20 protein-coding genes are annotated in these 26,515 nt (G+C 59.1%); 12 read left to right on the top strand and 8 right to left on the bottom strand.

Annotated elements, in window-relative coordinates; translation table 11 throughout:
• Positions 1 to 37 precede the first annotated feature (37 nt).
• From ABNH18_RS01455 to ABNH18_RS01440, 4 genes are all read left to right on the top strand, one after another.
• On the top strand, positions 38 to 1,240 hold the full coding sequence (locus ABNH18_RS01455) for a HAMP domain-containing histidine kinase (RefSeq protein ID WP_349381107.1): 1,203 nt from the start codon (positions 38 to 40) through the stop codon (positions 1,238 to 1,240).
• Positions 1,237 to 1,890, top strand: a complete 654-nt coding sequence (locus tag ABNH18_RS01450; RefSeq protein WP_349381106.1) for a response regulator transcription factor — start codon at positions 1,237 to 1,239, stop codon at positions 1,888 to 1,890. The genes ABNH18_RS01455 and ABNH18_RS01450 overlap by 4 nt, the downstream gene beginning before the upstream one ends.
• Before the next feature lie 68 nt (positions 1,891 to 1,958).
• Positions 1,959 to 3,719 (top strand): autotransporter assembly complex protein TamA, encoded by a 1,761-nt coding sequence (locus ABNH18_RS01445; protein WP_349381105.1) that lies wholly within the window; start codon positions 1,959 to 1,961, stop codon positions 3,717 to 3,719.
• Complete coding sequence (locus ABNH18_RS01440) at positions 3,719 to 7,216, top strand: translocation/assembly module TamB domain-containing protein (protein WP_349381104.1); 3,498 nt, start codon at positions 3,719 to 3,721, stop codon at positions 7,214 to 7,216. Before ABNH18_RS01445 ends, ABNH18_RS01440 begins: the two co-directional genes overlap by 1 nt.
• A gap of 244 nt (positions 7,217 to 7,460) precedes the next feature.
• Here ABNH18_RS01440 and ABNH18_RS01435 read toward each other — a convergent pair whose 3' ends face one another.
• A complete protein-coding gene (locus ABNH18_RS01435) occupies positions 7,461 to 7,868 on the bottom strand; it encodes a PaaI family thioesterase (RefSeq protein ID WP_349381340.1) in 408 nt (135 codons plus the stop codon).
• 147 nt (positions 7,869 to 8,015) lie between these two features.
• Between ABNH18_RS01435 and ABNH18_RS01430 the strand changes: the two genes are divergently transcribed.
• The gene (locus ABNH18_RS01430; RefSeq protein WP_349381103.1) at positions 8,016 to 9,728 is read left to right on the top strand and encodes a proline--tRNA ligase; all 1,713 of its coding nucleotides are present in this window, start codon (positions 8,016 to 8,018) and stop codon (positions 9,726 to 9,728) included.
• A 154-nt stretch (positions 9,729 to 9,882) separates the two neighbouring features.
• Here the strand turns inward: ABNH18_RS01430 and ABNH18_RS01425 are convergent, their stop codons facing one another.
• Positions 9,883 to 10,920, bottom strand: coding sequence for a DUF4062 domain-containing protein (locus tag ABNH18_RS01425; RefSeq protein WP_349381102.1), 1,038 nt, complete (start codon positions 10,918 to 10,920; stop codon positions 9,883 to 9,885).
• Between the two features lie 263 nt (positions 10,921 to 11,183).
• On the opposite strand from ABNH18_RS01425, the gene ABNH18_RS01420 reads away from it, so the two are divergent.
• Entirely contained in the window at positions 11,184 to 11,930 is a 747-nt protein-coding gene (locus tag ABNH18_RS01420; RefSeq protein ID WP_349381101.1) for a ParA family protein, read from the top strand.
• A gap of 212 nt (positions 11,931 to 12,142) precedes the next feature.
• On the opposite strand, the gene ABNH18_RS01415 is transcribed toward ABNH18_RS01420, so the two are convergent.
• The 3 genes from ABNH18_RS01415 to chrA all read right to left on the bottom strand — a co-directional run bounded on the left by ABNH18_RS01415 (position 12,143) and on the right by chrA (position 15,965).
• Positions 12,143 to 13,834 carry an acyl-CoA dehydrogenase family protein gene (locus tag ABNH18_RS01415; protein WP_349381100.1) on the bottom strand — a complete coding sequence of 564 codons (1,692 nt, stop codon included), beginning with the start codon at positions 13,832 to 13,834 and terminating at the stop codon, positions 12,143 to 12,145.
• 81 nt (positions 13,835 to 13,915) lie between these two features.
• Positions 13,916 to 14,551, bottom strand: coding sequence for a TetR/AcrR family transcriptional regulator (locus ABNH18_RS01410; protein WP_349381099.1), 636 nt, complete (start codon positions 14,549 to 14,551; stop codon positions 13,916 to 13,918).
• 277 nt (positions 14,552 to 14,828) lie between these two features.
• Entirely contained in the window at positions 14,829 to 15,965 is a 1,137-nt protein-coding gene (chrA, locus tag ABNH18_RS01405) for a chromate efflux transporter (protein ID WP_349381339.1), read from the bottom strand.
• A gap of 96 nt (positions 15,966 to 16,061) precedes the next feature.
• On the opposite strand from chrA, the gene recQ reads away from it, so the two are divergent.
• Complete coding sequence (gene recQ, locus ABNH18_RS01400) at positions 16,062 to 18,203, top strand: DNA helicase RecQ (RefSeq protein ID WP_349381098.1); 2,142 nt, start codon at positions 16,062 to 16,064, stop codon at positions 18,201 to 18,203.
• Positions 18,204 to 18,338: 135 nt separating this feature from the next.
• On the opposite strand, the gene ABNH18_RS01395 is transcribed toward recQ, so the two are convergent.
• Entirely contained in the window at positions 18,339 to 18,773 is a 435-nt protein-coding gene (locus ABNH18_RS01395; RefSeq protein WP_349381097.1) for an MgtC/SapB family protein, read from the bottom strand.
• A gap of 171 nt (positions 18,774 to 18,944) precedes the next feature.
• Between ABNH18_RS01395 and ABNH18_RS01390 the strand changes: the two genes are divergently transcribed.
• The gene (locus tag ABNH18_RS01390) at positions 18,945 to 19,079 is read left to right on the top strand and encodes a hypothetical protein (RefSeq protein ID WP_349381096.1); all 135 of its coding nucleotides are present in this window, start codon (positions 18,945 to 18,947) and stop codon (positions 19,077 to 19,079) included.
• A gap of 90 nt (positions 19,080 to 19,169) precedes the next feature.
• Positions 19,170 to 20,555, top strand: a complete 1,386-nt coding sequence (locus ABNH18_RS01385; RefSeq protein ID WP_349381095.1) for a DEAD/DEAH box helicase — start codon at positions 19,170 to 19,172, stop codon at positions 20,553 to 20,555.
• 89 nt (positions 20,556 to 20,644) lie between these two features.
• Here ABNH18_RS01385 and ABNH18_RS01380 read toward each other — a convergent pair whose 3' ends face one another.
• Together ABNH18_RS01380 and ABNH18_RS01375 are read right to left on the bottom strand one after the other, a co-directional pair.
• Positions 20,645 to 21,319: a hypothetical protein gene (locus tag ABNH18_RS01380; protein WP_349381094.1), complete on the bottom strand. Its 675-nt coding sequence runs from the start codon at positions 21,317 to 21,319 to the stop codon at positions 20,645 to 20,647.
• Between the two features lie 351 nt (positions 21,320 to 21,670).
• Entirely contained in the window at positions 21,671 to 22,576 is a 906-nt protein-coding gene (locus ABNH18_RS01375) for an aspartyl/asparaginyl beta-hydroxylase domain-containing protein (RefSeq protein WP_349381093.1), read from the bottom strand.
• 259 nt (positions 22,577 to 22,835) lie between these two features.
• On the opposite strand from ABNH18_RS01375, the gene ABNH18_RS01370 reads away from it, so the two are divergent.
• From ABNH18_RS01370 to ABNH18_RS01360, 3 genes are all read left to right on the top strand, one after another.
• Positions 22,836 to 24,542: a mechanosensitive ion channel family protein gene (locus tag ABNH18_RS01370; protein WP_349381092.1), complete on the top strand. Its 1,707-nt coding sequence runs from the start codon at positions 22,836 to 22,838 to the stop codon at positions 24,540 to 24,542.
• Between the two features lie 112 nt (positions 24,543 to 24,654).
• Positions 24,655 to 24,828, top strand: a complete 174-nt coding sequence (locus tag ABNH18_RS01365) for a hypothetical protein (protein ID WP_349381091.1) — start codon at positions 24,655 to 24,657, stop codon at positions 24,826 to 24,828.
• A gap of 332 nt (positions 24,829 to 25,160) precedes the next feature.
• Positions 25,161 to 26,447 (top strand): LssY C-terminal domain-containing protein, encoded by a 1,287-nt coding sequence (locus tag ABNH18_RS01360; RefSeq protein WP_349381090.1) that lies wholly within the window; start codon positions 25,161 to 25,163, stop codon positions 26,445 to 26,447.
• Positions 26,448 to 26,515: the final 68 nt, after the last annotated feature.

Here is a 26,515-nt window from a genome sequence, read left to right as displayed (position 1 = left end):
ACACCCACCGATACCGATTTCCCTTTACAATACCGTCATGGATAACCGCTCCCCCTTATTGAACTGGCGCCTGCGACTGATCTGGTTACGCAGCTTGCTGGTCTTGGTCATTACGCTGGCCCTGATCGTGCTACAACGGTTCGGACATACCGGCTACCAGTTGGCAGAACTGGGCTGGTTGGGAGCGCTGCTGCTACCCAACCTGGTCACCCTCTTTACCCGCAAGGTTCACCATCACCGCCACAGCCAGTTGCTAACACTAGAACTTGCCATGGACGTGGTGTTGTTTGCCGGTCTGATTCAAGGCTTCGGGGGCGCGGGAAACCCGCTCTCATTCTATCTACTGGTCCCCGCGCTGATGGCTTCCCTGACCCTGCCCGTGACAGGCGGGCTGCTGGTCGCCCTGCTGGCACTGGGCGGCTACATGGTGTCGCTAAGCTGGTACCAAATGCCCGCCATGAACAGCCCGCTACACGCCCTCAGCCATCAGCTCAGCGGCCTGCACAGTGCAGGCATGGCCACCGTCTTCATTGCCTTGTTAATCATGCTCAGCTTGCTCGGGCAGGTCATTCAGCGCCTGATGCGTCAGCAGCAACGGCAACAGGAGCAGGCCCTGGATCTGGCCGGGCGCCGGGAACACATGTATCAAGTAGCTGCGACCTTGGCCGACCAGGCCCATGAACTGAATACACCGCTAGGCACCCTGGTCATGCTCGCGGACAATCTCATCCACGCCCCGGAGATGCCAGATACGTTACGCCCGGAAATCGAACAAATGGACCACCTGGCCCGCAGCGTGGCTAGTCGCCTGAAACAAGGCACACAAACCCAACTGGAGTCAGGCTTGCCGCTCAGCGTACTGATCCAGCAATTACAGCAACACTTGCGCCACCTGGCCCCCACCCTTTCCGTGACCCATACACTGGAAACCGACCCCCACGTGGCGGACAGTCAGAGCTGGTTTCGGATACTCTGCAATCTGGGTTACAACGCCATGGATGCCGGAGCCACACGCTTGGCTATCACCGTCAGCGACCACGCACCACTCTATCGTCTGCAGCTCAGTGACGATGGCCCCGCGCATCCGGATTCAGAGCGCGAAGGGCTTGGCATGGGGCTTACGCTGGTGCACTCCAGCCTGGCGCAAATTGGCGCTGAGCTGGAAATGGACTTTGGTCACAGCTGGACCCAGGCGCGGATTCGCTGGCCACAAACAGACAACCCGGGAACCGGACCATGAGCAGCGCCCCTTTCACTCGCCACCTGTTACTGGTGGAAGACGATGACTTACTGGCCGAACAAACCGCCCGGGCACTGAGCCGCCATGACGCCCTGGTCCATGTGGCCCATGATCGTGAACAGGCATTGCAGCTGCTCGCGCAGCTCACCGCGCAAAACGTCGCCCTCCACGGCGCCATTCTGGATCAGAACCTGGGCAGCGATAACGGTCTCGACCTAATTGAACCGATCCGCCAGCAGTTCCCCCTTTGCCGGGTAATTCTGCTGACCGGGTACGGCAGCATTGCTGCCGCCGTCGCCGCCACCCACCGTGGCGCCCATAATTATCTGACCAAACCCGCTGGTGCCAACGATATTCTGCAAGCGCTGGATGCAGACCCGGCCAGCCAGGCGCTACCGTTGCCAGACAGCCCGCCATCACTACAGCGACTAGAATGGGAGCACATCCAGCGCACCCTGGATGCCCACGGTGGCAATATTTCACGGGCGGCCGATGCTCTTGGCATTCACCGCCGCACCCTGCAACGGCGGCTGAAAAAGCGGCCCAGTGCCAGCGACTATTCACGCGACAGCCAGCGAGACAATCCGCAAGACACACAATCAACCCACCGGCCCGGCAGCACACCGGAAAAACCCACGCCTCAAGGCTGATCGCCCAAGCGGTTAAGGTTCTCGTTCCCCCTGCCCTTGGCTTACACTGTGGGCTGACGCAAACAGGGATGCAGAGCTTGACGCACCATCGATACCACAATCAGCAGAACAAGGCGTTCATCCTGATGCTGCTGATGCTGTTTCCTGCCCTTGCGTTCGCCAAAGACACGCCAACCTTGCACATCACCGGCAACGCCAGCGAAGCGGTGGCCAATAACATTCAGGCCCTGGTCGACCTGTCTCGTTACCCTTGCCGGCCGCCCAAGGCCCAGTACGGCCTGATCCGACGACAAATTACCGGCAACAGCACCGATGCCCTGCAGGCCATGGGTTACTACGACAGCCAGCTTTCCCTGTCCGCTGATGAAGGCGATGATTGCGTCAGCGTGACGCTGGACGTGAACACCGGTCCACCGGTAATACTCAAACACGTACAAGTGGAAATCACCGGCGATGCGGCCCAGGATCCGGCGTTCTCCCGTTTGGTGGAACAGGCGCAGCTGGCCACCGGCCAGCGGCTGCAACATGACCGCTACAGCAACCTGAAAAAAAGCCTGCAACAACACCTGATCAGCCGCGGCTATGTCCACGGCGAGCTGACTGCCCACACCCTCCAGGTGGACACAAAAGCCCACCGGGCCAGCATCACCCTGCATGTGGACAGCGGCCCCCGCTATCACTTCGGTGAAGTCACCGTTAATGGCAGCGCGCTCAACCCTTCATTGATTAACGCCTATGTCAGCTTCCAGGAAGGCGATCCCTACGACAGCGGCCGCATGCTGGAAACCCAGCAATCGTTTCTTGGTGCCGGCTATTTCAGCGCCGTGCGGGTACAAAAAGGCGAACCCAACGACACCACCCGCCGGATTCCCGTCAGCATCGCCCTGACGGACAACAACCGCTGGTCCCTGCTCACCGGCGTCGGCATCAGTACCGATACCGGGCCACGGGTCCGGCTCGGGGTAGAGAATCGCCGGGTCAACAAAGCCGGCCACCGCTTCCGGGCGGAAACTGAATTGTCCGAAGTGCAACAGGGCGCCGGTGCCAGTTACCAGATTCCGTTGAAAGACCCACTCCATGAACGACTGGACCTGCACACCAGCTTCGTCAACGAAAACACCGACAGTAATGAAAACGAGCGCTGGAGCACCGGAGCGGATTATATCGTCGAACTGGAAAACCGCTGGGTGGCCACCACCTCCCTCGAGTTCCTGCGCGAGACCTACCAAATCGCCGACCAAGTGGATCAGGCCGAGCTGCTCATCCCAGGCTTTCAATTAAGCCGCGTGAAGGCCGACGACCCGGTCTATCCCACTTTCGGTTGGCGGTTGAACACCGCGGTACGGTTTGCCGATCAAAACCTGTCCTCCACCGCATCCTTTTTGCAACTCACCAGCGGCGGTAAAATCCTCTTCCCCTTGCTGGGCGGGCGCGTCTTGATGCGCGCCGATCTGGGCTACACCGAAGTCACCGATGTCACCGAACTGCCGGCCTCTATTCGTTTCTTCGCCGGTGGCGACTCCAGCGTGCGCGGTTTCGCCTATGAATCCCTGGGCCCGGAGGACAGCAACGGTGAAGTCATTGGTGGGCGCAACCTGGCCACCGGCAGCCTGGAATACGATCACCCGCTCACCGAAAAATGGCACCTGGCAGTGTTCACGGATGCGGGTAATGCCTTTAACGATTTCGATGTCTTTGAACCACGCCACAGCGCCGGCATCGGCATCCGCTGGCGCTCGCCATTGGGGCCGATTCGACTGGATCTGGCTCGCGCGGTGGACGAACACCGCGACTGGCGCATTCACCTCAGCATGGGGCCAGACCTGTAATGGGGCGCCAACGTCAAAACGGCGCTGCCTTGCGCTCCGTCCTGACCCGCGGCCTGCTGGTACTGCTCAGCCTGTTGCTGGTCTGCGTGCTGGCCTTGGCCTTGTTGCTGGGCACCGCCACCGGCAACCGCTGGCTACTGGAAAAAGCCAGCCCGTTTATTCCCGGTGAACTCAGCCTGGGCGAGTGGCACGGCAGCCTGCTCAGCGGCATCACTCTCAATGGCATCGATTACCGCTACCAGGGCCTCACCGTGACACTGGATCGAGTCAGCGCGGACATGGTGCCCCGGACCCTTTTCAATGGCTGGCTGGAACTGGAAAGCCTGTCCCTCGGTACATTGCACATTACGCTCCCGCCCGGAGACGACACGGAACCACAACCCGCGACACTGCCAGACAGCCTGGCCCTGCCCTTCGGGATACGCATCGACCGGTTAACCGTGGACGCCTTTCAACTGAACGACACGGTATTAGTCAGCAAGCTGGAAGCGGATAGCCTCGCGGCATGGCGGCGCTTCCAGATTGCCCGCCTGCAAACCCACACCCTGGCCAACGCCTCAGTACAAGCCACCGCCCAGGGAAAATTGACATCCCCCTTCGATATGCAAGGCACGGCGAGCTGGCAACTGCCGCTACCTGAAAACGATACCCTGCAAGCGCCGCACGCCACCGGCCAACTCACCCTGGCAGGCCCACTGAACAAGCTCCAGGTACATCATCAGCTTACCGGCCCGGTGGAGATGCAAAGCCAGGGGGAATGGTTAATCAAGGATGAGCAGTGGCAAATTGCCCTGCAGCATCGCTGGGCCGCCCAGGCGCTCCCGCTTGCCTTGCCACAGCCCTTGTCACTGGGCAAAGGGGAACTGGCCACAAGCGGCCCGCTCAACGCACTGCGCCTGACCGGGCACACCGGCTTGTCCAGCGGTGAGCGTAATGTCGCCATCGCCGTGGACAGTGCCCTCATTCCCGGCGGCATTACCCTGCATAAATTCACCGTACAGGACGGCGACCAGACACTGGCCAGCCACGGCCAGGTGATGTTCAGCCCATTAAGCTGGGATCTGGATCTCAGCGGCGACCTCAACACCGCCCTGCTGCACCCGCTCTTCCCCGGCCAGCTGGCCATCGACGGTCACAGCCAGGGGCAATGGGACGGCGATCGCTGGACCCTGTCGCCCAGTAAACTGGCTTTACGCGGCAAAGTCCGCCAGCAAGCACTCTCATTGACCAGCACCCTGCAAAGCCAAACGCCCAACGGCAAACAACAACTGCAGCTGAGCACCCAAGGGCACTGGGGGGACAACCAGCTCCAGGCCAGCGGTCAGGTATGGCCACAGTGGCAACTGCGCAGCGACCTGAAACTGTCACGCCTGCAACAAGTGTATCCGGGGCTAACCGGCAACCTGGCTGGACAAATTCAACTCCAGGGCAGCTATAGCGACCCGGCACTCAGCGGCCAGCTCACCGGCAACGCCCTAGGCTGGAAAGACTGGCAGATTGCCCAGCTGCAAAGCCGTTTTACCCAACTGCGCCTGCCACAAACTACGCAACAGGGCGACATGACACTAAGCCTGAACGCAGGCCAGATCACCCAGAACAACACCGAACAGATCAACGCCCTCATGGTTACCGCCAACGGCAGCTGGGCCCAGCATCAGCTCAAGGCCAACGCCAGCCGCGATGACGTGTCCCTGGAAACCCGCCTGCGGGGCGGCCTAAACCCGGCGGGTAACGCATGGCAAGGCACCCTCTCTGATACCCGGCTGCAACACAGCCGTCTGGGCAATTGGCAGCAAGACACGGACAGCAGCGTGCGCCTCTCTGCCCAATCACAATCCCTTAGCCCCTTCTGTCTGGTGCAGGCCCCCAGCCAGCTATGCCTGCAGGGCAGCTATGGTGCCAACAAAAACGTAGTCGCCGAAGTCCAGTTGACGGACCTGCCCCTCGCCCTGGCCAATACCCTGCTCGACCCCACCCTGACCGTGCACGGCAGCGTGAATGCAGACCTGACACTCCAAGGCCCACTCGATAACCCCGAAGGCCAGTTCTCCGTGCAAACCCGAGACGCCAAGATCACCGTTAACACCGCAGATGCCCCACCGCCGGTGGAGATCGAAGAGCTCACCGTGCAAGGCAAGCTCGCCAATCAACGACTCAACAGCAACCTGACCCTAACCACCGCACTGGGCAATGCCCAGGCGCAACTGGAACACGGCCTGGACCTGGATTCGCCACTGCAAGGCGACGTGGCGTTTAACCTGGATAGCCTGGCCTTCGTGGAACTATTCACCGCTGACCTGCGCGAAGTGCAGGGTCGTATCCACGGTGATTTTTCTCTGGCCGGCACGGTCCGCCAACCCATCATGAATGGCGCCATCAAGCTGCAAGACGGGCAAGCGCTCATTCCTTTTCTCGGGGTCGATATCGCCGACCTGCAGGTGGCCATCCAGGGCAACCCCCAAGGCAAACTGGACATCACCGGCTCCGCCCAGATGGGCGCAGGCAAGCTGGCGCTGAACGGCAGCGTGGACCCCAGCCAAAACAACATTCCCCTGCAACTGACACTTGGCGGCGAGCGCCTGCTCGTCTCTGACCGGCCCGACGCCCGCATCCTGATAACACCGAATATCACCCTGGCAGGCGACCTTGAAGGGCTGAGCCTGAGCGGCTCCCTGGCCATCCCTGAAGCCGAAATCCGGCCAGTGGAAATTCCCGAAGGCGCCATCACCGTCAGTAACGATCAGGTACTGGTGCATCAGGAAGGAGACAGCAGCAGCCAACTGCCTGTGGCCATGGATGTCACCCTGACACTGGGCGACAAAGTCCACTTCAAGGGTTTCGGGCTCGACGCAATGCTCGGCGGGACTCTACAGGTAGAACAGAAAGCCCAACGGCCACCGCAACTGAATGGCGAACTGGTGATCCGCGAAGGGCGCTACCGAGCCTACGGGCAGAACTTGTCCATCAGCGATGGTCAGCTGATATTCCAGGGGCCGCCGGACAACCCCGGCCTGGATATTCGCGCCATCCGCAAGATCCCCAGCGAAGGCGTGGTGGTGGGGGTGCAGCTAAGCGGCACCCTGCAAGAACCCAATGCATCACTGTTTTCCGACCCCAGCATGGAACAAAGCCAGGCCATGTCTTACCTGCTCACCGGCCGCCCGCTGGAAAGCGGCTCAAAGAGCGAGGGCAACCAGATTGCCCAGGCACTGGCGCTATACGGGCTGGAAAAAGGCAGCGGTGTGACCGAAAAAATCGGTGACAAACTGGGCGTGGACGACATCAGTGTGGGCAGCGACTGGGAAAGCGACGACGCCGCCCTGATGCTCGGCAAGCAGCTTTCCGAACGACTCTATCTGACCTACGCGGTGGGCCTGTTCGACGCCATTTCCACCGTCATTCTGCGCTACACCCTGACCCGTAGCCTGCATCTGGAAGCCCGCTCCAGCAGCGAGTCCAACAGCATCGATTTGATCTGGGAAAAAGAGTTGAGGTAAAAGAAAGGGGCAAACATCAAGCTGCAACGCGGGCTGAGGGCGGTGCCACACGTCGACCGCTCTGCCCGCGAAACATCAGTTGAAAGTTCAAAGTGAAAAGTTGAAAAGGGAAACCCAAGGAACTTTTCCGGCTTCCCCATCCAAGCTTGTAGCTTGTAGCTTGTAGCTTGTAGCTTGTAGCTTGTAGCTTGTAGCTTGTAGCTTGTAGCTTGTAGCTTGTAGCTTGTAGCTTGTAGCTTGTAGCTCAACGCGGCAGCGCGTACGTCCCGGTGACATGGGCCACCATTTCATCGCTCCCTTCACTGAACAGCTGCACTTCCAGCACCGCCGCACGACGGCCCAAACGCAGAATCACCGCCTCGGCGATCAAGTCCGCCGGCGCCGGACGCGACAGAAAATTGATATTCAGATTCTGCGTCACCGCCATTTCAACCTGCCCCAGCTCCCCCAGAATCGCTGCATACATGGCCGCATCTGCCAGCCCCATCATGGTGGGTCCAGAGATGCTACCGCCAGGACGCAGCGTTGAAGGCCGGAACGGCGAGCGCAACCGCGCCCGCCGCTCTCCCACCACCTCAATCCGCAACCCCTCTTCAGAGGCCGCAGGAAGGCCTTGGTAAATCACGTCCTGCACCTGCTGGGCATTCAGCATATCCATCCCTCAATCAACACGGCAAACCCCAAGCATACGAGAGCCAACCGCATAAACACAGTACGAGAAGCGCCGCATGACTGGTTAGCAATGCCCTTTGCCCATAGAATGGAGCGCTCTCGAATCAACCGGCCGAAGACACCGTTTATGCGCACCTCCCAATACTTGCTTGCTACCGTTAAAGAAACCCCGACAGATGCTGTCGTGACCAGTCACCAGCTGATGCTGCGTGCCGGCATGGTGCGCAAACTGGCCTCCGGGCTGTACACCTGGTTGCCATCCGGGTTACGGGTGCTGCGCAAGGTGGAGCAGGTCATCCGTGAGGAAATGGACCGCGCCGGTGCTCAAGAGGTGCTGATGCCGGTGGTACAGCCCATGGAGCTGTGGGAAGAGTCCGGCCGGGCACCGGCCTATGGCCCGGAGCTGCTGCGCATCACCGATCGTCACAACAATCCCTTCTGCCTGGGCCCTACCCACGAAGAAGTGATCACCGATATGGTGCGTAACGAGCTGCACAGCTACAAACAGCTGCCGGCCAATTTCTACCAGATTCAGACCAAGTTCCGTGACGAAATTCGCCCGCGCTTCGGCATCATGCGCTCGCGGGAATTCATCATGAAGGACGCCTACTCCTTCCACAGCAACATGGATTCCCTGGCAGAGACTTACCAGATCATGCACCGGGCCTACTGCGCCATCTTCGACCGCCTGGGCCTGGATTACCGCCCAGTGGAAGCGGACACCGGCGCCATCGGTGGCGCCGCCAGCCACGAATTCCATGTGCTGGCCGAATCCGGTGAAGACGATATCGCCTTTTCCGATGGCTCCGACTACGCCGCCAACGTGGAACTGGCAGAAGCCCTGGCCCCCACTACAGAGCGCGCAGCCCCGGTTGCCGCCATGGAAAAAGTGGATACCCCCAATGCCAAGACCATTGAAGAATTGGTGGCCCAGTTCGATCTACCCATCGAAAAAACCATTAAGACACTGGTCGTCAAAGGCGCCGAAGAGGGCCAGCTGGTGGCCCTGCTGGTACGCGGCGACCACGAGCTGAACGACATCAAGGCCGAGAAGCTGGATGCCGTAGCCACGCCAATGGAATTCGCCAGCGAAGAGGCTATTCGTAGCGCCGTGGGCGCAGGCCCCGGTTCACTGGGTCCGGTGGGCCTGCCGATCACCGTGATTGCGGATCGCAGCGTGGCTGTGATGAGCGACTTCGGTGCCGGCGCCAATGAAGATGGCAAACACCACTTCAACATCAACTGGGAACGGGACGTGGCCTTGCCGCAAATCGCTGACCTGCGCAACGTGGTAAACGGTGACCCCAGCCCGGACGGTAAAGGCACCCTGAGCATCAAGCGCGGCATCGAAGTGGGGCATATCTTCCAGCTCGGCACCAAATATTCCGAAGCACTGGGCGCCACCGTTCTTGATGAAAACGGCAAGTCCGTGGTGATGCCCATGGGCTGCTACGGCATCGGCGTAACCCGCGTGGTCGCTGCCGCCATTGAACAGAACAACGACGACCGGGGCATCATCTGGCCGGAAGCCATTGCCCCGTTCCAGGTGGCCCTGATCCCGGTGAACATCAAGAAAAGCCCCCGGGAGCGTGAGCTGGCAGAAACGCTCTACGCGGAGCTCACCGCTGCCGGCATTGAGGTGATCTTCGATGACCGCGAGAAAGAACGCCTGGGCGTCAAACTGGCTGACAGCGAACTGATCGGCATCCCCCATCGCATCGTCATCGCCGAACGCGGCATGGACAATGGTGTACTCGAATATAAAGGGCGCGGGGATGCGGAGAATAGTGAGGTGGCTATGGATGAGGTTGTGGCGTTCCTGAAAGCGAAGCTTTCCTAAACCCACCGTAGGAGCGCCGCTTGAGGCGCGAACCTCGCGAATCGAGGAAATCGTCCGTAGGGCGATCAGTCATTGCAGCACTCGACAGGTCTTGCCAATCGGAAAGGCCTGTTCGCGCCTCAAGCGGCGTTCCTACAGGGGCGTCGTAGAGAGGCTAAAGTTTGACTGAGCGCTTTACCGCCATGACCTGGCTCATGGTGTTATCCCCATGGGCGGTCAGCTGCCAGAGCGGCAGGCCACGGTTATCTTTCTGTGCCGACCGAGCAACCAAGCCCAATGCCCGCAGATGGATTTTTACCTGGTTGAAGGCATGGGCTGCCAATACCACGTTGCGCACGGCGTGGGCACGGGGAAAATCTTTCTGCACATCACCCAGCGCCTTGCGGCCGATAAAATCTTCCAGCGCTTTCTGCAAAACCGGTTCCGCTGCCGGGTTCAGCATCAATGGAGCCACACAGGAAAAGGCCTGATCCCAGCTAATTTTCGTGGTCACCATGGCCAGCTTGCAGTCACCGCCTTCATACACATTGCAGGAATAATCCAGCGCCACCTGGTCGCCGGCACGGGCCAGGGTCTTCAAGGGAGGACGCGCCTGGCTGAGGGCTTCTTCGCGCTCTTTTTCCAATAGCTCAATGCGCGCCTTGAGCGCCTCAACCTGGGCACCACCGCCCTCGCCCGCCTGATCGGCTCGCACCCAGCCCACGGCATGGTGCTCGCGCATCAGGAGGGGGATAACCTTGCCAGCAAGCTCGTTCAGGCCCGCTTCGGTGCTCCAGCGGTAACAGGTCACTTTCTCTTCCAGCAGGCGCACAAAATCATCCCTTCGCACCTGCCCGTCACGCGTCGGCTCCCGCTGGGCTTCCGGCAATGCCGAGGGATTTTCATGGATAAAGGCAATAATCGGTTTACGCTTGGTGGCAGCGAAAATGTACTCGCGATGGATCTCACTGAGCCCCATGGGTGACAAGGTACCGTAGCGACCGCCCACAATCAGGATGAAATAATCACTGGTTTCGATCAGTTTCTGGATGACGGGCAACAGGGTATTACCGTCCGCCGCCGCACTGTCCAGGCCGGTAGGAATCAGCCCGTGCTCCAACATGGGCAGCATCAGTGCCTGGCGCGCTCCCTGCATATCGGGAAACGTGGCGCTGATAAAGACTTGATAGCGTTTGTTGGCTGTCGCGCTCACCCTGATCAAAACCTCTTTCTTTGTTATCCCGGCCCGCTGGGCCGTGCCTGTGGAGGGCTATTAAAGCGCCTGACTGCCCCGATCACAAGCCAGCCAGCTGACCCGAAAGCCTAGCCTGGGCGTGACATGGGACATTTAACCGGTTCGTGCTAGCCTGAGCCCAGCCCATAACGCGGCCGGGGCCGCTATAATGGTTGGTCGCGCGGGCAGGCAGACGGGAGCCCCGGGCACTCCACTCTCAAAGCTTACAGGAAAGGGACGCCATGCAAACCATTGCCTTTTACAACCTGAAAGGGGGCGTGGGTAAAACCACCACGGCAGTCAACGTAGCCTGGCATGCCGCACGCTGGAAACACCGCACCCTGCTCTGGGACCTGGACCCGCAAGGCGCTACCAGCTATTACCTGGGCGTGGACGATGGCGACGGCTACAAGGCCGCCAACCTGATCAAGGGCAAGCAGCCCATTGGCCGGCTGAAACGGGAAACCCGCTGGGCCAACCTGGATGCGATCCCCGCTGACCTGTCCATGCGCAATGCGGATATCAAACTGATTGAAAATGGCGGCGCCAAAAATCGCCTGAAGCAGTTGATTGCCCCGCTAGGGGAAAGCTACGAACTGGTGATTCTGGACTGCCCGCCCACGTTAAGCCCGCTGGCAGAAAGCATCTTTGCGGCGGTGGATTATCTGTTTGTCCCAGTGATTCCCACCCACTTGTCCGTCCGTGCCTTCCAACAAGTTGTGGACTGGCTGGACAGCAAGAACTACAAGAACCTGACCGTAGTGCCGTTCTTCAACATGGTGGATCGCCACCGTGATTTGCATGTGGAAATGCTGGTCAAACGCCCCAAGGTAATGAAAGGCGGGCTCAAAGGCTGGATCCCCTACTCCACCCATGTGGAACAGATGGGCGATCATCGGGCCCCCGTCGGCGAATTCGCCCCCTACACCCCCTCCGCCCAAGCGTTCCGCGCCATGTGGTTCGAGGTCGCAGGGAAACTGAAGCTCTAACTTCTCGACAGCCACCCGTAGGAGCACCTCTCGAGGTGCTCCTACGGGTGGCCACTAGCCAAGCCGTTTCTGACTACTCTCAGCGCAAAGAGAAGACTTCCCTGTCTCCATTTTATCCGTCGGTGAGCGCCGTCGAATTTGCCCTGAAGCGCAGCAGCTTGGCCTGCCAGATCGCCCCCTCGTCTCGCGCTTCAACTTTTAACTTTTAACTTTTAACTCTGCCAAGAATTAGCTCGCTGCAAGATAGTGTCCAAATCCAGCCCTTTAGGCAGAGTGCCGTAGTTGCGATCACCGTGTTCGCCCAGGCGTGACGCAATGAAGGCTTCCGCCACGGCGGTGTTGCCCGCAGCAACCAGCTGGCTGGCCTGCATGGTCAGTGAAACACGATCGACAATATCGCGGGCGCGATATTCCGCCTCGTCCATATCGCTGAACTCGCGCTTGAGCCCCTCCACCGCCTTGTCCAGGCGCGCATCGCTGCCTTGGGTCTTGCCCAGTTCCGCGAACCAGGTGTCCAGCACCGCCGGGGTCTTGCCCAAAGCGCGCAGCATATCCAGCGCCTGCACATTGCCGGAACCTTCCCAGATAGCATTGATGGGCGCTTCGCGATACAGGCGCGCCATGATGAAATCTTCCGTCACACCGTTGCCGCCGAGACACTCCATGGCCTCATAGGCATGGAACGGGGTGCGCTTGCAGATCCAGTATTTGCCGGCGGGCAGGCCCAAGCGCAACAGCAGGCTTTCGTGGCTGTTGGAAGGGTCCAGAGTGGACTGATCCAGCGCCTCCCCCATGCGCATGGCGATGGCCAGCGAGCCTTCCACTTCCAACTGCAGGTCCGCCAGCACGTTACGCATCAAGGGTTGATCCAGCAGGGTCTTGCCGAAGGCGGCACGGCCAGCGGCGTGATTCACCGCCTGAGCCACCGCTTGGCGCTGCCCGGATGCCGACCCGATCATGCAATCGAAACGGGTCATCGCCACCATTTCAATAATCGCCGGCACCCCGCGGCCCTCTTCGCCGACCAACCAACCCAAGGCACCGCGCAATTCGATTTCCGAGGAGGCGTTGGACACGTTACCCATCTTGTTTTTCAGGCGCTGTACCTGGATCGGATTCTTACTGCCATCCGGGCGCCAACGCGGCACCAGAAAACAGCTCAACCCGCTTTGTGTCTGTGCCAACACCAGAAAGCCATCGCACATGGGCGCGGAGGTAAACCATTTATGCCCCACCAGCTCATAGGCTTCGCCGGGGCCTTCATTACCCATAGCCGTAGCAACGGTGGTATTGGCGCGGACATCGGAACCGCCCTGTTTTTCGGTCATGCCCATGCCGATGGTCAGCGCCTGCTTCTCGGTATGGGGCACATTGCGCGGGTCGTAGGCGTTATTGAGAATCTTGGGCAACCACTCCTTGGCCAGTGACGGCGTCAGGCTGATGGAGGGCACCGACGCAAAGGTCATGGTCAGCGGGCAACCGTGGCCTGCATCGACCTGGGCCTGCAAATAGCTCTGCGCCGCCCGGGCCACATGGGCGCCCTGTTTGGGGTTTGCCCAGGGAGAAGAATGCATGCCGGATTCCAGGCCCAGGGCCATCAGCCGGTGGTAAGACTCGTGGTATTTCACCAGGTCCACCCGATAGCCCTGACGATCATGGGAAAAAAACTGGGGCTTGTGTTCGTTGGCCAGAAAGCCCCATCCGATCACCTCGGCACTGCCGGTGCGGGCACCGTGGGCGGACAGATCAGCCTCCGCCCAACCCGCGCCGTGACGACGCACCGCCTCACGCAGGGCGGTATCGTTGTCATAAGCGTTGTAGTCTTGCAGCGCCCCGGCCTGGTTGAAGACCTCATGGGTCTGGGCCAGCGGGTCCGCTTTCAGGGTGTCGTGCTTGGCATTCATGTGAGCTCTCCCGGTTTATTAACGCAGCATGCTTCATGCAACAAGCACCACGCAGGCGGTACGTGCTGCCGTTGCCGCTTTTTACGCAGTCTGTTGCTGCTGAATGGCCTCCGCCTGCGCCCGTGGAGCACCCACCGCGCGCAGACAAAATTGGGTCAGGGATTGCGCCAAGCTGGCTTTGGGCAGTGGTTCCGACAACGGCCCCACCAATGCTTCGGCAATGGCTCCCACCAGTGCGGCAGCGCTGACCGCCGTATCCTGCATGGGCAAGGCGCCCTGGCTGACGCCATCGCTCAACAGCTGCTGATACAACTCGGCATAACGCTGGCGATAGATAAGACGTTCCGCGTCCACCGCCGGGTCCACCGGCTCGGCGATCAGCGACCAGGCCAGCGTGGGCGCCGCTTGGGCCCGGCGTACAAACACCTGCAACACGTATCCCAGCCGCTGAGCAAAATCGCCGTCCTGATCCATCGCCTCAGCAACCGCCGCCACTTCCCGTTCCGTGGCCAGGCGAAACACCTCCGCCGCCAGCACCGCCTTATTCTCGAAATAGCGATACAAGGTGCCGACGCCCACGCCAGCCTGGCGGGCCAGCGTCTGCATGGTCAGCCCGGCAAAACCACTGTCACGCACCAGCTGCTCTGCATTACGCAGTAAGTGGGCACGCTGGGCCGCCTTGCGGGCTTTCACATTGTCGGTTTCCCGGTACGCCATGAGCGGAATCCATATTCATCTCTTGAAAGAAGTGAACCATGATTCCGACTTTCAGGCAAGCGCCGCCGGTCGTGCGATTAACTCGAGCAGTAAAACACCCACTCTTTTTCTACGAAGCGGCTGTAGGAGCGGCGCTTGAGCCGCGAAGCCGAGCCCTGGCGAGGAAATACCCTATCAGTGCTCACTAGAACGCAAAGTAAAGCGGCTGTGATGTGATACCGGATCGTCTTTTGAGTGATCCCACGCTGACGCGCGGTTCGCGGCTCAAGCGCCGCTCCTACAACAGGCCTGCCAACACTCCCAGAGCCGCCATGCCCAGCACCATTCCCCACAAGGGCACCGTCTTGCTGCGCAGCACCACGAATCCCGCCACCACGATCATCAGGTCCCACCCATCATGCACCGCAGAGATGAACACCGGTTGATACAGCGCCGCCAGCAGCAGCCCCACTACCGCCGCATTGATCCCCGCCACCGCGCCAGCCAGGGCCGGACGGGAAGACAACCATTGCCACCCATCCATCATTCCCAGCACCAGCAAAAAACCGGGCAAAAAAATCGCCAATGTGGCCAGCAAGGCGCCCCACCAGGGGCTGGCCGGCAACAAAACAGCGCCCAGATAGGCCGCCAGCGAGAACATCGGCCCGGGCACCGCCTGGGCCGCCGCATAGCCGGTAAGAAACGAATCTGGAGTCATCTGTGGCCCCACCAGCTCCTGTAACAATGGCAGCACCACATGGCCCCCGCCGAACACCAACGCACCGGCGGTGAAAAAATCATTCCAGAGGCTCAGCAACCGACCGGCGGGTAACAGCGTCAATAACGCCAGCAGCGCAAAAATCACCAACGGCAGCCAACGCCAGGCCGGCCTACCCTGCACCGGCTTGGCATGCGCAGGCCGCAACCAGCACCAACCCAACGCTGCTGCCAACAACAAGGCCGCCACTTGCCCCCAGAGCGTAGGCCAGAGCACCAGTAACAAAGCCACCCCCAGTGCCAGCCCCCGTGTCAGCGGGGCCGTACAAAAGCGCTCGCCCATATTCCACACCGCATCGGCCACCACCACCACCGCCAGCCACTTCAGACCCGTGACCACACCACCCTGCAGCCAAGCCGGCAACCCTGCTGCATAGATCGCCAGCAGCGCCATCAACAAAACAGACGGCAAGGTAAAACCGATAAAGGCCATAAAAGCGCCCACCACACCGCCGCGCAGCCGGCCAATGGCGAACCCCAACTGGCTGGACGCCGGGCCCGGCAGAAACTGGGTGAGTGCCAGCAAGCGGGCAAAGTCGGCATCGCTCAACCACTGCAGCTGCACCACAAAACGCTGATGGAAATACCCCACATGGGCCGCCGGACCACCAAAACTAATCAAACCCAGCAGCAAAAACTGACGAAAAATTTCGGTCATCACCTACACACTTTCCCGTCCACAGTACCGAGAAGCTACCACACTGCGATGTTGCCCGGATGTCATCGCTCCGGCCCCACGGGTATACTCCCGGCCATGCAATCCAATGCCCACTCCGTTCTCGAACATGTCTTCGGCTACCACCAGTTTCGCGGTGAACAGCAGACCATTATCGATACCCTGATACAGGGCGACGACGCCCTGGTGCTAATGCCCACCGGCGGGGGTAAATCCCTGTGCTACCAGATTCCGGCGCTGGTCCGTGCGGGCACCGGTGTGGTGATCAGCCCGCTGATTGCCCTGATGCAGGATCAAGTGGATGCACTGAAAGCGCTGGGCGTGAAGGCCGGCTTTCTCAACTCCACATTGTCACTGGATCAGGTGCGCGAGCTGGAAAGTGCCTTGCTAGAGGGCGAGCTGGACATGCTCTACATCGCACCGGAACGGCTGATACAGCCGCGCACCCTGGCGCTACTGAAGCAGGCCGAAATTGCCCTGTTCGCCATTGATGAAGCCCACTGTGTCTCCCAATGGGGCCATGACTTCCGCAATGACTACCTACAACTGTCCCTGCTGCACCGGGAATTTCCCGACGTGCCACGCATTGCGCTGACCGCCACTGCGGACCAGCGCACCCGCACAGAAATTGCCGAACGGCTGGACCTGACCCAGGCCCGGCATTTTGTTTCCAGCTTCGACCGCCCCAACATTCAGTACCGCATTGAGCGCAAGGACGGCGCCCGCAATCAGCTACTGCGCCTGTTGCGTGCCGAACACCCCGGTGACGCGGGAATCGTTTATTGCCTGTCTCGCAACAAGGTGGATCGTGTCGCCGATTGGCTATGCCAGCAAGGCATTAATGCCCTGCCCTATCACGCCGGGCTGTCCGCCCAGGTGCGACAAAAACACCAACAACGGTTCCTGCGCGAAGACGGTATTGTCATGGTGGCCACCATTGCCTTCGGCATGGGCATCGACAAACCGGATGTACGCTTTGTCGCGCATCTGGATTTACCTAAAAGCATCGAATCCTACTACCAGGAAACTGGCCGTGCCGGCCGTGACGGCAACCCGGCCACCGCCTGGATGGCCTATGGCCTGGAAGACGCCATTAAACTGAAACAGATGCTCGCCCAGGGCAGCGGCAACGAGCATCACAAACGCAATGAAAACCAGCGCCTGGAAAGCATGCTGGGGCTGTGCGAAATCACCCACTGCCGCCGCCAGGCATTACTACACTACTTTGCCGAAACCCTGGAAAAACCCTGCGGTAACTGCGACACATGCCTGCACCCGCCGGAAACGTTCGACGCCACCGAAGCCGCACAAAAAGCCCTGAGTTGCGTCTATCGCACCGGGCAACGCTTCGGCGTCAGCCACCTGATCGACGTGCTCACCGGCAACCGTTCCGACAAAGTCGCCAGCGCCGGCCACGATCATGTATCCACTTGGAACATTGGCAACGAATTCAACGCCAACCAGTGGAAAAGTATTTATCGACAGCTGGTGGCCCGCGGCCTGCTCACCGTAGACATGAACGGTTACGGCGCCCTGCAACTCACCGACATCTGCCGCCCCTACCTGCGCGGGGAACAGCCCCTGCACTTGCGCAAGGAAATCGCCAAAGCGAAAAAAGCCGGCACCCGCAAAAGCCAGTCCAACGTGGCGGAAGCCGACCGCACCCTGTGGGAAGCGCTACGCGCCTGTCGCAAACGGTTATCTGAAGAAGAAGGGGTGCCGCCCTACGTGGTATTCCACGACGCCACCCTGATGGACATGCTCGCCATCCGCCCGCGCAACCGCATGGAGTTTTCCGCCGTGAGCGGTGTAGGCGATCGCAAACTGGAGCGCTACGGCGACGAATTCCTGGCGGTTCTCAATGGGGATAGCAACGATGACCGCAACGCCGTGGCCGAGGACGCCGGCCCGGACAGCAACGAGATTCTCACCCTAGCCTTGGCCAACATGGATCCACCCGCCATCGCCCAGCAGCAAAACGTGAACGAACAAACCATCTATCGAGCACTGAGCCAACTGGTGGTCAACGGCAAATTGTCATTGGAACAGGCGCTGGGCCTCAGCGACGTGGAAATCGGCATCATTCAGGACGCCCTCCTTAGCCAAGCCAATCTGGCGGAAGACACCTTCAGCTACCGCCAGATCAAGGAGCAGCTCGCCGACGACTGGCCCACCGGCGTCCTTCACTGCGTCCGCCAAGCCATTCTGGCTCAGTGCTGATCCGTACTTCCCGTAGGAGCGTCGCTGGCGGCGCGATTCCATCGCGGATCAAACGCTCTCTGTGGTGACATACTGCCTTTCAGGTTATCTATCGTGTCGCTAGCGACGTTCCTACGGAAAAGGAGTGCAGACGTTTCAACTTTCCTCTTCGCCGTCCCGCTTGAATGATCGAGAAAACTGCAGGATCAGAAAATTGATCAACGACAATACCAGGGCAATTTCATAGCGGCTGTAGGCCACCGAAATCCCGATCGCCCCGGTATTCCACAGACTTGCCGCCGTGGCGGTACCGCTCACATTGGCACCATCCTTGAGAATCGCCCCACCGCCGATAAACCCCATACCGGTAATGATCCCGTACATAACCCGCGCTTCCGCATCGGAACCGGTATACACCTCCATGCCGACCAACATGTAACCGCAAGCTGCGATAGAGACGAGCGGAAAGGTACGCAACCCCGCCCCCCGCGCCTTCAACTCCCGATTCCAGGCCACCGGCAGTGCCAGCACAAAGGCAATGCCCAGCTGAATCAGGTGAGTCCCCACCTGCGCCCAATCCAGTTCCTGCATATCGCTCTCCTTGCTTGATAGTACGAAGCCTTGCACACGACACCTGACGGTAACTCGAGCCGGCTACCATTGAGACGCATATGTAAGCAAAAGCTTACACCGATACAACAGAAGCCCGCCGGCGGATCACGCTACGGTTGAGTACACAGAATAAACAGTGGGGAAGGGAAAATGGAACAAGAAGAATCTCTGGACCTGAACTGGCTCCCCGAGCAGCTTGATGGCATCTTCGAAGACTGTCATGCCGCCGCCGCCGGCCAATGGGAATTCGTACAAAGCCACGATTTCAGCCACCAGGCGGCCTAAACCGGCCGTCGGCTTTACCAAGCATTACTCGTGTTCACGCCCCGGATCAGTTAGGCTTGCCGCCCTTTTCCAGCTGATCCTCCCAACTTCATGCACTTTTCAGATCTCGGGCTGTGTGATGCCCTGCAAGCGGCCGTGGCTGAGCGTGGCTACGACACCCCTTCTCCTGTTCAGGCCCAAGCCATCCCCGCCGTATTATCCGGCCGTGATGTAATGGCCGCCGCCCAGACCGGCACCGGCAAAACCGCCGGCTTTACCCTGCCGCTTCTGGAACGACTGCGCACCGGCACGCCCGCGCGCAGCAATCAGGTCCGCGCCCTGGTACTCACGCCAACCCGCGAGCTGGCCGCCCAAGTGGCGGAAAGCGTCGCCACCTACGGCAAAAACTTGCCACTAACGTCCAGCGTGGTATTCGGTGGTGTGAAGATCAACCCGCAAATGCAGCGCCTGCGTGGCGGTTGCGATGTGCTGGTGGCCACCCCGGGCCGGCTGCTGGACCTGTATCAGCAAAATGCCGTGAAGTTCGATCACCTGGAAGTACTGATCCTGGATGAAGCCGACCGCATGCTGGACATGGGCTTTATCCACGACATTCGCAAGATCCTCTCGAAACTGCCCCCCAAAAGGCAGAACCTGATGTTCTCTGCGACCTTTTCCCCGGAAATTCGTGCACTGGCCAAAGGGCTGGTTAATGATCCGGTGGAAGTGGATATCAGCCCACGCAACACCACCACCGAACTGGTCACTCAATGGATCGCTCCGGTGGACAAGAAACGCAAACCCGCTCTGCTGACCCATCTGATTCAGGAGCACGGCTGGTTCCAAGTATTGGTTTTCAGTCGCACCAAGCACGGCGCCAACAAGCTGGCCAAGCAACTGGAAGCCAACGGCATCGAAGCCGCTGCCATTCACGGCAACAAGAGCCAGAATGCCCGCACCCGTGCCCTCGCCGACTTCAAGAACGGCAAAGTCCGCGCCCTGGTCGCCACCGATATCGCCGCTCGCGGGCTGGATATCGAACAGCTGCCCCAGGTCGTCAACGTGGACCTGCCCAATGTGCCCGAGGACTACGTGCACCGCATCGGCCGTACTGGCCGCGCCGGCGCCACCGGCCAGGCCATCTCCCTGGTCAGTGCCGACGAATTCCAGCAGCTCAAGGACATTGAGCGCCTGACCCAGCAACAGCTAGAGCGCAAAATCGTGGCGGGCTTTGAGCCCGGCGAACCGCTTCCTGCTGGCCGCGCGCCCCTGCCTCCGAAAAGCTCGCGCCCCAAGAAACCGAAAAAGCCCTCCTCCGGTGGTCACCGGGGCGGGCAGTCGTCCGGTAACGGCCAACGTGCCCAGCAAGGCAACAAGGCCAACGGCAATGGCGGCAACAATGGCGGCAATGCAGGCGCAGGAAAACCTGCCGGAAACGGTCAACGCCGGCGCCGCCCGCAGCGTAATAACCGGCCGGCAAATGGCAATAAAGCCTGAATAGCGAAATGCTACGCAAAACGCCCGACGTCTGACGCCGGACAAAAAAACGGGGCCATTTGGCCCCGTTTTTTATGCTGCACCCAACCTTAACGCTGGCGCAGCAGGTCCTGATAGTGGGCCATATAGCCTTGCAACTCGGCGTCACTTAGGTCTTTCAGCACCTTATTGTTCACCGCATGCACCGCCTTGCGGCTGCCATCCACACCCACATTCAAGGCTTTCTGGGTCACAAAACCCACCTTCACTTCCTTGGTGTTAGCGACAAAGACTTCATCGATAATCTTGTCTGCCACATCCCCCATGGCCCGGGTCACCAGCGCCACATCCTCGGTGCCTTTGCCGGCAGCACAGAGCTCAGTGGCTTTACGGAAGGTCTCGGCAAAGGCGTCATCCACCGGAAACGCAATATGGGCCTGGTTGCCGTTATCGTCACCGGCCTGCCAGTACATGGCTTTCGCATTCGCCAACACCGGCGCGAACTCCTTGCTGGTGACTTTCTTGAAGATCTGCCGGGTCAGCATGCTGGATGCCTTGCCCGCAGTAGACACGGCAAAATCGATGACTTTCTTCTGGCCACCGGACAGCTCAGTCATGTTCGCTGGCTCCACCAAAAACAGGCTGAGAACCCGGTCAGTCAGATGGTCCACCATCTGAATAAACTTCTCTGCACTGTCCTTGCGCTCGTTTTCAGCAGCGTGAATAAAATCTTCCATGCTATTTACCAGCGCCGGGTTTGCGGGAATTGCCACCACATTTTGCATTGTTATGTCCTTGCCTAATCTGTGTGCCCAGGCCACCAGACAGGCGACCGATCAAGCTGGCCATAATAACGGGGTCATGGGCGCAGGGGAAACGCCGATCAGGCCGGAATAACAAAGGTGATACGTCTTCAGGGCGAACTCACACTTTGTGTAACCGAACGGGTTTGCGGCGAATGACGGATATCCACCTGCCCTGCCAGGGCAAACCCAAGGCCTTGATGCTTTTACACAAGGGCTTTAACCCACCACGGCCGCCAGCCCCAACACGACCATCAAAGGTGGTATAGCAGCACGCCGGATCTCTTCGCCGCATGACTGCCGTTTAGCGCTCTTCGGAAAAATGAACGGCCTTTACACCAATTGGTAACTGATACTGCCCAGTACCGCCAGAACCACGGTCCACTTCGCCGTTACATAGAACGGCTTGTTCTTCCTCTTTACTGATTTGAGGAAACCTTTGTAGGCAATCACGCCTTTACCCAGTTTGTTCCCAATACCGGTGTGGCTGCTGTCCACATTGTCGATCACGAACAGGCGATTGAAAAACCAGCCGAAGAACCAGTAGCTTTTCTGCACCCACTTGAGCTTCATGGGACGATCCACGTCAGTCATTAAAATGATGCGCGGAGTGTCGGTGCGATTCCATGCAGAGTGAATATAGGTTTCATCGAAGATGATGCTATCGCCATCACGCCAGATGTAATCCTCTTCGTTCACCGTCAAACCGCAGTTTTCATCATTGGGGGTGCTCAGCCCGATGGAGTAGCGCAACGTGTAGGCAAACGGATCATGGTGACGGTTCAGTTTCTTGCCTGGCATCAGCACCGCGAACAAGGCGATATTCAGGGTCGGAATCTGCTCCAGCAGAGCCATAGTTTTCGGCGCAAGGTCGTAGGCCGAGGGCAGCTTGTTGTCGTACACCTTCAGATAAAAACTGGTCCAGCGATTATCCTTGTAGAAACTACTGGCTGGCAGATCCTCTTTCGCCGTAATCAGGCCACCGTGGTACAAGGCCACCGCCTCATCGCGAATAGTTTCCCAGTTGTCCTCGATCAGCTGTAATTCCGGTAGATGCGACAAACTCAGGCGCGGCGTGGTCGGCACCTTGGACAGTAAGTAAGCCGGGATATTGAACGGCACCATAAAGGTGGAAAAATCCGACAACTGGCGCTTCAGGCCAAGCGGTTCCCGGTTACGCATCCGAATAAAGACAATGCAGCCTGCATAAATCAGCAGACAGGCCAGAATCACGGTCATTTTTTTTACCCTTGGTTCATTGATTCCTGGTTCAAGGCAGCCCGCGCTACCCAAAAATCGACGGACGGGATTTTAAAGCAAAATCCCCCGTAAAACCGGGATAATACCTGCTAATGCCCGCCATTACTCTGCCCGGCAGGGCCGCTGGTCTGTTGTCTCCCTCCCTGTCAGGGCCACCACCATTGGCCGATACCCCGGTTAGCGGTACATTCTAGCCTTGCCTTTGCACAACAGCCGCCACCCTTGAGGAATCCACCCTGTGACGCACCGCATTTTTCCCCTGATCGCCTGCCTGCTTCTCCTGGCACCGTGGAGCCACGCCGACGATAGCTCCCTGACCATCAAAGATGTGATCGATACCGGAGAAAAAGCCGAGGCGGTGATTGCTGATTCCCTGCAGGATGACAGCATTCGTCCCGGCGATACGCCGCTATCGTCCATGCTCGCAATCATGGACGCAGCCCAGGATGGAAACTGGACCACTGCGGGAGAGTACCTGGACATGCGCTACCTGCCCGCAGACATGGCCGACAGCGACGCCGCCACCTTGATCGAACAGCTGAACATCGTCTGGGGGCAGCAACGGATACTGGACCTGACTAGGCTTTCCACCCGACCAGAAGGGCATAGTGATGACGGCCTGCCCAGTTACCGGGACAAAATCGCCACCCTGACCTTGCCTGACGACACGCTGACACTCTACCTACAACGGGTGCCCGGCGATGACGGGCGCCGTATCTGGAAAATTTCCAACGCCACGGTGCAGCAAATCCCCCGGCTCTGGGAGCTATTCGGTTACAACCCGACGATTACTCGCCTGGCGGATTATCTGCCGGATTTCACCCTTCTCTACATGCAGAATTGGCAAGTAGCCGGGCTGCTACTGATCATCATCGGGGCCTGGCTGGCCTCTTCCCTGCTGCGCCGGCTGACATTACGGCTGCTGGATTTTTCGGACCGCTACCGCGATACCCTGCACCAGTTCTTTTCCATGCCGTTTCGCTGGTACCTGTTCTTCAAAATGATGCAGCTGGGCGTCGCCGAACTGGGGCTATCCATCCGAGCCCAGGTGTACATGAACCAGTCTGCCCTGGGCTATCTGGCCACTCTGTTCCTGGCGTTGGGCTTTATCGAACTGCTCTCTGCCCTGTTCCTGAGCAGTGCCCAGAACCAGAAATACTGGTCCGGCATCATTCGCCCGATGCGCACCATCCTGAAAATGATCGCCGCGGTAGTGATCTTTCTACTTTGGCTCAGTGATTCCGGCTACGACATCACCACGGTACTGGCAGGGCTCGGCATCGGCTCCATCGCCGTGGCGCTCGCCGCACAAAAGACCCTGGAGAACGTGATTGGCGCCTTCACCCTGTACATTGCCAAACCGGTGCAACCCGGCGACTTCTGTCGGGTGGGCAGCACCGCCGGCGTCATCGAGGAAATCGGCCTGCGCTCTACCCGCATTCGCCAAACGGATCGCACCGTGGTGTACGTTCCCAACGCGGTACTCGCCAGTGCCAGCATTGAGAACATCAGCGAGTCCGATTTCCGCCGCTACCACCGCGACCTGCATATCCGCCTGGGCGCCAACACCGACCAGCTACGCCAGTTACTGGTCGACCTGCGGCGCTTGATTTACAGCCACCCACGGCTCACCGAACGTGCAGCCCGGGTGCGCTTCGAAGAAATCCTCCGTGACGGCTACCGCATTTCCCTGAACTGTTATGTGGACAGCAGTGCCTACGGCGAATTTCTGGCCGTGGCCGAAGACCTGAACCTTCGTATCCTGCAGATCCTGGAGGATAACGGCGTACACCTGGCAGTACCGGTTCAGCAATGGGTCAATAACAGCGAGGGCGGCGCCACTACAGTCCAGCGCGCCCAAGACGACTCACTGCCCTTCCCTGATTTCAGTGACGATGACAAGGCCGCCATGAAAGGCAGCCTGGAGTATCCGTATAAGGGATGACTCGAACTGTATATACATTGACTATCTATAAGATAGCCTATAGCCTCATTGAAAGTCGTGACTGAACCGGCGACGATGCGGTCTGATTTTTCATGGTGATAAGTGATAACCAATGGCAAAAACCAAAGCCAAAAAGAAAAACAGCCAGCTTATCGTCCGAATCAACGACGAGGAGCGTGTGCGCTTTATCGAGCTCTGCGAAGAGCTGGATACCAGTGCAGCAAGAGAAGTGCGCCGGTTTATTCGCGACTTTATCAAGAATCAGGAAACGCCTTCCGGCGACTGACTGAAACCGATACAAGCTGAATTCGATATAAACAACGGAGCAATACCATGTCGCAGAAAAAAAAGCTGAAGAAAGCCATCAAGAACAGCAAAGCCAAAATCAGCAAGCAGGAAAATGTTGTGAAAAAACTGAAGAAGAAGCTCAAGAAGCTTTAATCTTCATGTGGAGGGCCGGCAAAGCTGGCCCCTTCCCACCCGCCTGTTGCCTATAACTTTCTCCCGCACCACGCACCCGCCCCGGCTCCCCTTTGTACTGGCTTGGCTCTCAACCATAAACAACCAGACAAATGCAGTGTTAGTATCGAACCTCGTGGCTTCCATGGGTACTTGGGGATGATGCAACGACTCGTTTTACTATTCGGCCTTTTCACTGCTGCTTGCAGTTTCCAGCCAGGCGTCGTCGACCACGACGCTCTACGGGAAAATGCCAACCAGCATAAGGAACAAGCGCTAACGGTTCACGCCAATGTCATTAGTGACAGCGATGCCCGCGATATTTTCGGCGTGGCGCTGGGTATCCATGGCATCCAGGCCGTCTGGTTGGAGGTGGACAACAACACCGGACACCCGCTGTACTACCTCCCTGTCACAACCGATCACCAGTATTTCTCGCCTCTGGAGGTCGCCTGGAAAGTGAAGGGCAAGTTTGGCAAGGAAGGCGAGCAGGCCGTGGACAGGATGTTCGTTTCCCGCGCCATGCCGGTGAGCCTGCCCCCCGGCGAGCGCACCAGCGGTTTTGTGTTTACTAACCGCGATCTGGGCATGAAGGTGGTCAATGTGGACCTTCTTGGCGGCGGAAAAAGCTGGCAATCGTCCTTTATCATCGACGTGCCCGGCATCAAGCTGGACGTGGAGAAAGTGGATCTTTCCACTCTCTACAAGCCCCATGAATATATCCAGGTGGACCGCGATGGTCTGCGCGACTGGCTTACCGAACAGCCCTGCTGCACCAGCAACGACGACAACACCGGCAGTGGAGATCCCATCAATTTTGTATTGGTCGGCGACAGCCAGCTCCTCCTTAGCGCCATGGTGCAACGGGGCTGGGATCTGACCGAACGGATTCATGGCGGGTCCATCTGGAAAACAACCAAATCCTTCCTGATGGGCTCCAGCTACCGCTACTCTCCCGTGAGCTCACTGTATGTCCTTGATCGCCCACAGGACCTCGCCCTGCAAAAAGCCCGAGGCAACATTCACCAACGCAATCACCTGCGCCTGTGGCGGGCACCACTGTTGTGCGAAGGCGAGCCCGTCTGGCTGGGCCAGATCAGCCGTGATATTGGCGTGCGCTTTACCTTCAAATCCCCCACGCTGACCACGCACAAGATCGACCCGGACGTGGATGAGGCCCGTGACTATTTATTGCAGGACATGATCTTCTCGCAACGGCTGGCGGAATTCGGCTATGTGCAGGCCATGCCGCCCAGAAGCATCGACCAACCCGGACACAACCTGACCGGCGACCCGTTTATTACCGACGGCATGAGGCTGGTGATGTTCTTTCACAGCCCCATGACACCCATGCACAAAGTCAGAAACCTGCATTGGGCAGACCCGGACCGGGACCGGCGCAGCTGGATTGACAGCGCATCCACAGCACCCGCCGAATCACCGTGATTTTTTGATTTCTTTACAGCGCTCATCTTGAGTTCGCCCATTCAGCCCGTAGGCTTGCTACACAACCT

Origin of the sequence: Alcanivorax sp., from assembly GCF_040118815.1 — a bacterium.
Classification (GTDB): Bacteria; Pseudomonadota; Gammaproteobacteria; order Pseudomonadales; family Alcanivoracaceae; genus Alcanivorax.
Note: the sequence above shows the minus strand (reverse complement) of the source record. Positions and strands in the feature narration are given on the sequence as shown.